Source organism: Acinetobacter sp. YH12105 (assembly GCF_013419095.1).
In the GTDB taxonomy this organism is placed as follows: domain Bacteria; phylum Pseudomonadota; class Gammaproteobacteria; order Pseudomonadales; family Moraxellaceae; genus Acinetobacter; species Acinetobacter pseudolwoffii.
In genome coordinates this window covers 1-7815 of sequence record NZ_VPAU01000035.1, presented here as the reverse complement: position 1 = coordinate 7815, position 7815 = coordinate 1, and the positions used below count along the sequence as shown (strand labels likewise).

The window sequence follows — 7815 nt, the reverse complement described above, 5'->3', positions numbered from 1 at the left end:
GGCCAGGCCTCAGCATTTTATTATGGTGATCCCCTGGGCGAAATGCGCCTGGTAAGCAGAGTTTTTGAAATGTAAGGCCTTTGAATAAGACAAAAGGCTGCCTCATCGCTAACTTTGCAACAGTGCCACATCAAGGCCCGATCCTTGGAGCCCTTGCCCTCCCGCACGATGATCGTGCCGTGATCGAAATCCAGATCCTTGACCCGCAGTTGCAAACCCTCACTGATCCGCATGCCCGTTCCATACAGAAGCTGGGCGAACAAACGATGCTCGCCTTCCAGAAAACCGAGGATGCGAACCACTTCATCCGGGGTCAGCACCACCGGCAAGCGCCGCGACGGCCGAGGTCTTCCGATCTCCTGAAGCCAGGGCAGATCCGTGCACAGCACCTTGCCGTAGAAGAACAGCAAGGCCGCCAATGCCTGACGATGCGTGGAGACCGAAACCTTGCGCTCGTTCGCCAGCCAGGACAGAAATGCCTCGACTTCGCTGCTGCCCAAGGTTGCCGGGTGACGCACACCGTGGAAACGGATGAAGGCACGAACCCAGTGGACATAAGCCTGTTCGGTTGGTAAGCTGTAATGCAAGTAGCGTATGCGCTCACGCAACTGGTCCAGAACCTTGACCGAACGCAGCGGTGGTAACGGCGCAGTGGCGGTTTTCATGGCTTGTTATGACTGTTTTTTTGTACAGTCTATGCCTCGGGCATCCAAGCAGCAAGCGCGTTACGCCGTGGGTCGATGTTTGATGTTATGGAGCAGCAACGATGTTACGCAGCAGGGCAGTCGCCCTAAAACAAAGTTAACTCGAGGGAGAAATCGTGAAGTTATCACTAATGGCTGCCAAGTCGAAGAACGGTATTATCGGTAATGGACCAGATATTCCATGGAGCGCCAAAGGCGAGCAACTTCTATTTAAGGCAATTACATATAATCAATGGCTTTTAGTTGGACGCAAAACTTTTGAGTCAATGGGCGCTCTCCCAAATCGAAAGTATGCAGTTGTAACTCGCTCTAATTTTTCTACGAATGATGAGGGTGTAATGGTTTTCTCCTCAATTCAGGATGCCTTAATAAATTTAGAGGAAATCACGGATCATGTTATCGTTTCTGGTGGTGGTGAAATATACAAAAGCTTGATTTCCAAAGTAGATACTTTGCATATTTCAACAGTCGACATCGAGCGAGATGGAGACATAGTTTTTCCTGAAATCCCAGATACATTCAAGTTGGTATTTGAGCAAGATTTCGAGTCTAACATTAACTATTGTTATCAAATCTGGCAAAAGAGTTAACAAGCGCCTGCAATCTGACCTCCGGTTACTGTCACCTTTTTTTGCGGTGGAGCTGCAAAAAAGGCGCCATTAACCTCCGGCAGTTGAGGCGGGCGTTAGCCATATTATGGAGCCTCATGCTTTTATATAAAATGTGTGACAATCAAAATTATGGGGTTACTTACATGAAGTTTTTATTGGCATTTTCGCTTTTAATACCATCCGTGGTTTTTGCAAGTAGTTCAAAGTTTCAGCAAGTTGAACAAGACGTTAAGGCAATTGAAGTTTCTCTTTCTGCTCGTATAGGTGTTTCCGTTCTTGATACTCAAAATGGAGAATATTGGGATTACAATGGCAATCAGCGCTTCCCGTTAACAAGTACTTTTAAAACAATAGCTTGCGCTAAATTACTATATGATGCTGAGCAAGGAAAAGTTAATCCCAATAGTACAGTCGAGATTAAGAAAGCAGATCTTGTGACCTATTCCCCTGTAATAGAAAAGCAAGTAGGGCAGGCAATCACACTCGATGATGCGTGCTTCGCAACTATGACTACAAGTGATAATACTGCGGCAAATATCATCCTAAGTGCTGTAGGTGGCCCCAAAGGCGTTACTGATTTTTTAAGACAAATTGGGGACAAAGAGACTCGTCTAGACCGTATTGAGCCTGATTTAAATGAAGGTAAGCTCGGTGATTTGAGGGATACGACAACTCCTAAGGCAATAGCCAGTACTTTGAATAAATTTTTATTTGGTTCCGCGCTATCTGAAATGAACCAGAAAAAATTAGAGTCTTGGATGGTGAACAATCAAGTCACTGGTAATTTACTACGTTCAGTATTGCCGGCGGGATGGAACATTGCGGATCGCTCAGGTGCTGGCGGATTTGGTGCTCGGAGTATTACAGCAGTTGTGTGGAGTGAGCATCAAGCCCCAATTATTGTGAGCATCTATCTAGCTCAAACACAGGCTTCAATGGCAGAGCGAAATGATGCGATTGTTAAAATTGGTCATTCAATTTTTGACGTTTATACATCACAGTCGCGCTGATAAGGCTAACAAGGCCATCAAGTTGACGGCTTTTCCGTCGCTTGTTTTGTGGTTTAACGCTACGCTACCACAAAACAATCAACTCCAAAGCCGCAACTTATGGCGGCGTTAGACATCATGAGGGTAGCGGTGACCATCGAAATTTCGAACCAACTATCAGAGGTGCTAAGCGTCATTGAGCGCCATCTGGAATCAACGTTGCTGGCCGTGCATTTGTACGGCTCCGCAGTGGATGGCGGCCTGAAGCCATACAGCGATATTGATTTGTTGGTTACTGTGGCCGTAAAGCTTGATGAAACGACGCGGCGAGCATTGCTCAATGACCTTATGGAGGCTTCGGCTTTCCCTGGCGAGAGCGAGACGCTCCGCGCTATAGAAGTCACCCTTGTCGTGCATGACGACATCATCCCGTGGCGTTATCCGGCTAAGCGCGAGCTGCAATTTGGAGAATGGCAGCGCAATGACATTCTTGCGGGTATCTTCGAGCCAGCCATGATCGACATTGATCTAGCTATCCTGCTTACAAAAGCAAGAGAACATAGCGTTGCCTTGGTAGGTCCGGCAGCGGAGGAATTCTTTGACCCGGTTCCTGAACAGGATCTATTCGAGGCGCTGAGGGAAACCTTGAAGCTATGGAACTCGCAGCCCGACTGGGCCGGCGATGAGCGAAATGTAGTGCTTACGTTGTCCCGCATTTGGTACAGCGCAATAACCGGCAAAATCGCGCCGAAGGATGTCGCTGCCGACTGGGCAATAAAACGCCTACCTGCCCAGTATCAGCCCGTCTTACTTGAAGCTAAGCAAGCTTATCTGGGACAAAAAGAAGATCACTTGGCCTCACGCGCAGATCACTTGGAAGAATTTATTCGCTTTGTGAAAGGCGAGATCATCAAGTCAGTTGGTAAATGATGTCTAACAATTCGTTCAAGCCGACCGCGCTACGCGCGGCGGCTTAACTCCGGCGTTGGGCGCACAATAAGGCTCCTTGCAGAGTTGCTTGAAAGTTGTTACGATTCAAATTTAATCATGAGATAGTCAGCAGATGAGCACTTCCAAGAACGCAGACAAGTAAGCCGCAGCAACCTTCATTTTTCGGTTGTTGCGGCGTTCTCATGAATCCTTTTGCTCTACGGGAGCGCCGCCAAATCCTTTGTTCAAGGAGATGGTTTCGTGCGCTCAAAAAACTTTAGTTGGCGGTACTCCCTTGCCGCCACGGTGTTGTTGTTATCACCGTTCGATTTATTGGCATCACTCGGCATGGACATGTACTTGCCAGCAGTGCCGTTTATGCCAAACGCGCTTGGTACGACAGCGAGCACAATTCAGCTTACGCTGACAACGTACTTGGTCATGATTGGTGCCGGTCAGCTCTTGTTTGGACCGCTATCGGACCGACTGGGGCGCCGCCCCGTTCTACTGGGAGGTGGCCTCGCCTACGTTGTGGCGTCAATGGGCCTCGCTCTTACGTCATCGGCTGAAGTCTTTCTGGGGCTTCGGATTCTTCAGGCTTGTGGTGCCTCGGCGTGCCTTGTTTCCACATTTGCAACAGTACGTGACATTTACGCAGGTCGCGAGGAAAGTAATGTCATTTACGGCATACTCGGATCCATGCTGGCCATAGTCCCGGCGGTAGGCCCATTGCTCGGAGCGCTCGTCGACATGTGGCTTGGGTGGCGGGCTATCTTTGCGTTTCTAGGTTTGGGCATGATCGCTGCATCTGCAGCAGCGTGGCGATTCTGGCCTGAAACCCGGGTGCAACGAGTTGCGGGCTTGCAATGGTCGCAGCTGCTACTCCCCGTTAAGTGCCTGAACTTCTGGTTGTACACGTTGTGTTACGCCGCTGGAATGGGTAGCTTCTTCGTCTTTTTCTCCATTGCGCCCGGACTAATGATGGGCAGGCAAGGTGTGTCTCAGCTTGGCTTCAGCCTGCTGTTCGCCACAGTGGCAATTGCCATGGTGTTTACGGCTCGTTTTATGGGGCGTGTGATACCCAAGTGGGGCAGCCCAAGTGTCTTGCGAATGGGAATGGGATGCCTGATAGCTGGAGCAGTATTGCTTGCCATCACCGAAATATGGGCTTTGCAGTCCGTGTTAGGCTTTATTGCTCCAATGTGGCTAGTGGGTATTGGTGTCGCCACAGCGGTATCTGTGGCGCCCAATGGCGCTCTTCGAGGATTCGACCATGTTGCTGGAACGGTCACGGCAGTCTACTTCTGCTTGGGCGGTGTACTGCTAGGAAGCATCGGAACGTTGATCATTTCGCTGTTGCCGCGCAACACGGCTTGGCCGGTTGTCGTGTACTGTTTGACCCTTGCAACAGTCGTGCTCGGTCTGTCTTGTGTTTCCCGAGTGAAGGGCTCTCGCGGCCAGGGGGAGCATGATGTGGTCGCGCTACAAAGTGCGGAAAGTACATCAAATCCCAATCGTTGAGAGAATGTGGCAAGCTATCGCCCAACAAATCGCTGCAGCCGACCCAAAACCGCTACGCGGTTTCGGTCGGCTGAGCTCAGGCGTTAAACATCATGAGGGAAGCGGTGATCGCCGAAGTATCGACTCAACTATCAGAGGTAGTTGGCGTCATCGAGCGCCATCTCGAACCGACGTTGCTGGCCGTACATTTGTACGGCTCCGCAGTGGATGGCGGCCTGAAGCCACACAGTGATATTGATTTGCTGGTTACGGTGACCGTAAGGCTTGATGAAACAACGCGGCGAGCTTTGATCAACGACCTTTTGGAAACTTCGGCTTCCCCTGGAGAGAGCGAGATTCTCCGCGCTGTAGAAGTCACCATTGTTGTGCACGACGACATCATTCCGTGGCGTTATCCAGCTAAGCGCGAACTGCAATTTGGAGAATGGCAGCGCAATGACATTCTTGCAGGTATCTTCGAGCCAGCCACGATCGACATTGATCTGGCTATCTTGCTGACAAAAGCAAGAGAACATAGCGTTGCCTTGGTAGGTCCAGCGGCGGAGGAACTCTTTGATCCGGTTCCTGAACAGGATCTATTTGAGGCGCTAAATGAAACCTTAACGCTATGGAACTCGCCGCCCGACTGGGCTGGCGATGAGCGAAATGTAGTGCTTACGTTGTCCCGCATTTGGTACAGCGCAGTAACCGGCAAAATCGCGCCGAAGGATGTCGCTGCCGACTGGGCAATGGAGCGCCTGCCGGCCCAGTATCAGCCCGTCATACTTGAAGCTAGACAGGCTTATCTTGGACAAGAAGAAGATCGCTTGGCCTCCCGCGCAGATCAGTTGGAAGAATTTGTTCACTACGTGAAAGGCGAGATCACCAAGGTAGTCGGCAAATAATGTCTAACAATTCGTTCAAGCCGACGCCGCTTCGCGGCGCGGCTTAACTCAAGCGTTAGATGCACTAAGCACATAATTGCTCACAGCCAAACTATCAGGTCAAGTCTGCTTTTATTATTTTTAAGCGTGCATAATAAGCCCTACACAAATTGGGAGATATATCATGAAAGGCTGGCTTTTTCTTGTTATCGCAATAGTTGGCGAAGTAATCGCAACATCCGCATTAAAATCTAGCGAGGGCTTTACTAAGCTTGCCCCTTCCGCCGTTGTCATAATCGGTTATGGCATCGCATTTTATTTTCTTTCTCTGGTTCTGAAATCCATCCCTGTCGGTGTTGCTTATGCAGTCTGGTCGGGACTCGGCGTCGTCATAATTACAGCCATTGCCTGGTTGCTTCATGGGCAAAAGCTTGATGCGTGGGGCTTTGTAGGTATGGGGCTCATAATTGCTGCCTTTTTGCTCGCCCGATCCCCATCGTGGAAGTCGCTGCGGAGGCCGACGCCATGGTGACGGTGTTCGGCATTCTGAATCTCACCGAGGACTCCTTCTTCGATGAGAGCCGGCGGCTAGACCCCGCCGGCGCTGTCACCGCGGCGATCGAAATGCTGCGAGTCGGATCAGACGTCGTGGATGTCGGACCGGCCGCCAGCCATCCGGACGCGAGGCCTGTATCGCCGGCCGATGAGATCAGACGTATTGCGCCGCTCTTAGACGCCCTGTCCGATCAGATGCACCGTGTTTCAATCGACAGCTTCCAACCGGAAACCCAGCGCTATGCGCTCAAGCGCGGCGTGGGCTACCTGAACGATATCCAAGGATTTCCTGACCCTGCGCTCTATCCCGATATTGCTGAGGCGGACTGCAGGCTGGTGGTTATGCACTCAGCGCAGCGGGATGGCATCGCCACCCGCACCGGTCACCTTCGACCCGAAGACGCGCTCGACGAGATTGTGCGGTTCTTCGAGGCGCGGGTTTCCGCCTTGCGACGGAGCGGGGTCGCTGCCGACCGGCTCATCCTCGATCCGGGGATGGGATTTTTCTTGAGCCCCGCACCGGAAACATCGCTGCACGTGCTGTCGAACCTTCAAAAGCTGAAGTCGGCGTTGGGGCTTCCGCTATTGGTCTCGGTGTCGCGGAAATCCTTCTTGGGCGCCACCGTTGGCCTTCCTGTAAAGGATCTGGGTCCAGCGAGCCTTGCGGCGGAACTTCACGCGATCGGCAATGGCGCTGACTACGTCCGCACCCACGCGCCTGGAGATCTGCGAAGCGCAATCACCTTCTCGGAAACCCTCGCGAAATTTCGCAGTCGCGACGCCAGAGACCGAGGGTTAGATCATGCCTAGCATTCACCTTCCGGCCGCCCGCTAGCGGACCCTGGTCAGGTTCCGCGAAGGTGGGCGCAGACATGCTGGGCTCGTCAGGATCAAACTGCACTATGAGGCGGCGGTTCATACCGCGCCAGGGGAGCGAATGGACAGCGAGGAGCCTCCGAACGTTCGGGTCGCCTGCTCGGGTGATATCGACGAGGTTGTGCGGCTGATGCACGACGCTGCGGCGTGGATGTCCGCCAAGGGAACGCCCGCCTGGGACGTCGCGCGGATCGACCGGACATTCGCGGAGACCTTCGTCCTGAGATCCGAGCTCCTAGTCGCGAGTTGCAGCGACGGCATCGTCGGCTGTTGCACCTTGTCGGCCGAGGATCCCGAGTTCTGGCCCGACGCCCTCAAGGGGGAGGCCGCATATCTGCACAAGCTCGCGGTGCGACGGACACATGCGGGCCGGGGTGTCAGCTCCGCGCTGATCGAGGCTTGCCGCCATGCCGCGCGAACGCAGGGGTGCGCCAAGCTGCGGCTCGACTGCCACCCGAACCTGCGTGGCCTATACGAGCGGCTCGGATTCACCCACGTCGACACTTTCAATCCCGGCTGGGATCCAACCTTCATCGCAGAACGCCTAGAACTCGAAATCTAACGTCCGTTCGGGCATCGAGGTCCATGTCGGGGTGGGACGGGCCCGTGGCTTCAAGATCACTTGCAGTCCGACCGCGAGGCACTGTTGCAAAGTTAGCGATGAGGCAGCCTTTTGTCTTATTCAAAGGCCTTACATTTCAAAAACTCTGCTTACCAGGCGCATTTCGCCCAGGGGATCACCATAATAAAATGCTGAGGCCTGGCC

General features: G+C 52.6%; 6 protein-coding genes and 5 pseudogenes. 9 read left to right on the top strand and 2 right to left on the bottom strand.

Annotated elements, in window-relative coordinates:
- A pseudogene (locus tag FTU44_RS14755) lies at window positions 1–75 on the top strand (IS6 family transposase); the annotation flags it as partial.
- Window positions 76–128: 53 nt separating this feature from the next.
- Here the strand turns inward: FTU44_RS14755 and intI1 are convergent.
- Window positions 129–665: pseudogene (gene intI1 / locus FTU44_RS14750) on the bottom strand (class 1 integron integrase IntI1); the annotation flags it as partial.
- Window positions 666–820: 155 nt separating this feature from the next.
- On the opposite strand from intI1, the gene dfrA16 reads away from it, so the two are divergent.
- The 8 genes and pseudogenes from dfrA16 to FTU44_RS14710 all read left to right on the top strand — a co-directional run bounded on the left by dfrA16 (window position 821) and on the right by FTU44_RS14710 (window position 7611).
- Window positions 821–1294 carry a trimethoprim-resistant dihydrofolate reductase DfrA16 gene (gene dfrA16 / locus FTU44_RS14745; protein WP_032490158.1) on the top strand — a complete coding sequence of 158 codons (474 nt, stop codon included), beginning with the start codon at window positions 821–823 and terminating at the stop codon, window positions 1292–1294.
- A gap of 164 nt (window positions 1295–1458) precedes the next feature.
- Window positions 1459–2325: a PSE family carbenicillin-hydrolyzing class A beta-lactamase CARB-2 gene (locus FTU44_RS14740; protein ID WP_001931474.1), complete on the top strand. Its 867-nt coding sequence runs from the start codon at window positions 1459–1461 to the stop codon at window positions 2323–2325.
- A gap of 117 nt (window positions 2326–2442) precedes the next feature.
- Window positions 2443–3281: pseudogene (locus FTU44_RS14735) on the top strand (AadA family aminoglycoside 3''-O-nucleotidyltransferase).
- 214 nt (window positions 3282–3495) lie between these two features.
- Window positions 3496–4755, top strand: a complete 1260-nt coding sequence (locus tag FTU44_RS14730) for a chloramphenicol efflux MFS transporter CmlA6 (RefSeq protein ID WP_001256773.1) — start codon at window positions 3496–3498, stop codon at window positions 4753–4755.
- A gap of 92 nt (window positions 4756–4847) precedes the next feature.
- Window positions 4848–5686 (top strand): annotated as a pseudogene (gene aadA1 / locus FTU44_RS14725) (ANT(3'')-Ia family aminoglycoside nucleotidyltransferase AadA1).
- A gap of 116 nt (window positions 5687–5802) precedes the next feature.
- A complete protein-coding gene (locus tag FTU44_RS14720; RefSeq protein WP_000679427.1) occupies window positions 5803–6150 on the top strand; it encodes a quaternary ammonium compound efflux SMR transporter QacE delta 1 in 348 nt (115 codons plus the stop codon).
- Window positions 6144–6983 (top strand): sulfonamide-resistant dihydropteroate synthase Sul1, encoded by an 840-nt coding sequence (gene sul1 / locus FTU44_RS14715; protein WP_000259031.1) that lies wholly within the window; start codon window positions 6144–6146, stop codon window positions 6981–6983. The genes FTU44_RS14720 and sul1 overlap by 7 nt, the downstream gene beginning before the upstream one ends.
- A gap of 127 nt (window positions 6984–7110) precedes the next feature.
- Entirely contained in the window at window positions 7111–7611 is a 501-nt protein-coding gene (locus FTU44_RS14710) for a GNAT family N-acetyltransferase (protein WP_000376623.1), read from the top strand.
- A 129-nt stretch (window positions 7612–7740) separates the two neighbouring features.
- On the opposite strand, the pseudogene FTU44_RS14705 reads toward FTU44_RS14710, so the two are convergent.
- Window positions 7741–7815, bottom strand: a pseudogene (locus tag FTU44_RS14705) (IS6 family transposase); the annotation flags it as partial.

Coding starts and splice junctions, on each gene's coding strand:
- FTU44_RS14740 (WP_001931474.1), top strand. CDS start 1,459: ATGAAGTTTTTATTGGCATTTTCGCTTTTAATACCATCCGTGGTTTTT.
- FTU44_RS14720 (WP_000679427.1), top strand. CDS start 5,803: ATGAAAGGCTGGCTTTTTCTTGTTATCGCAATAGTTGGCGAAGTAATC.
- sul1 (WP_000259031.1), top strand. CDS start 6,144: ATGGTGACGGTGTTCGGCATTCTGAATCTCACCGAGGACTCCTTCTTC.
- FTU44_RS14710 (WP_000376623.1), top strand. CDS start 7,111: ATGGACAGCGAGGAGCCTCCGAACGTTCGGGTCGCCTGCTCGGGTGAT.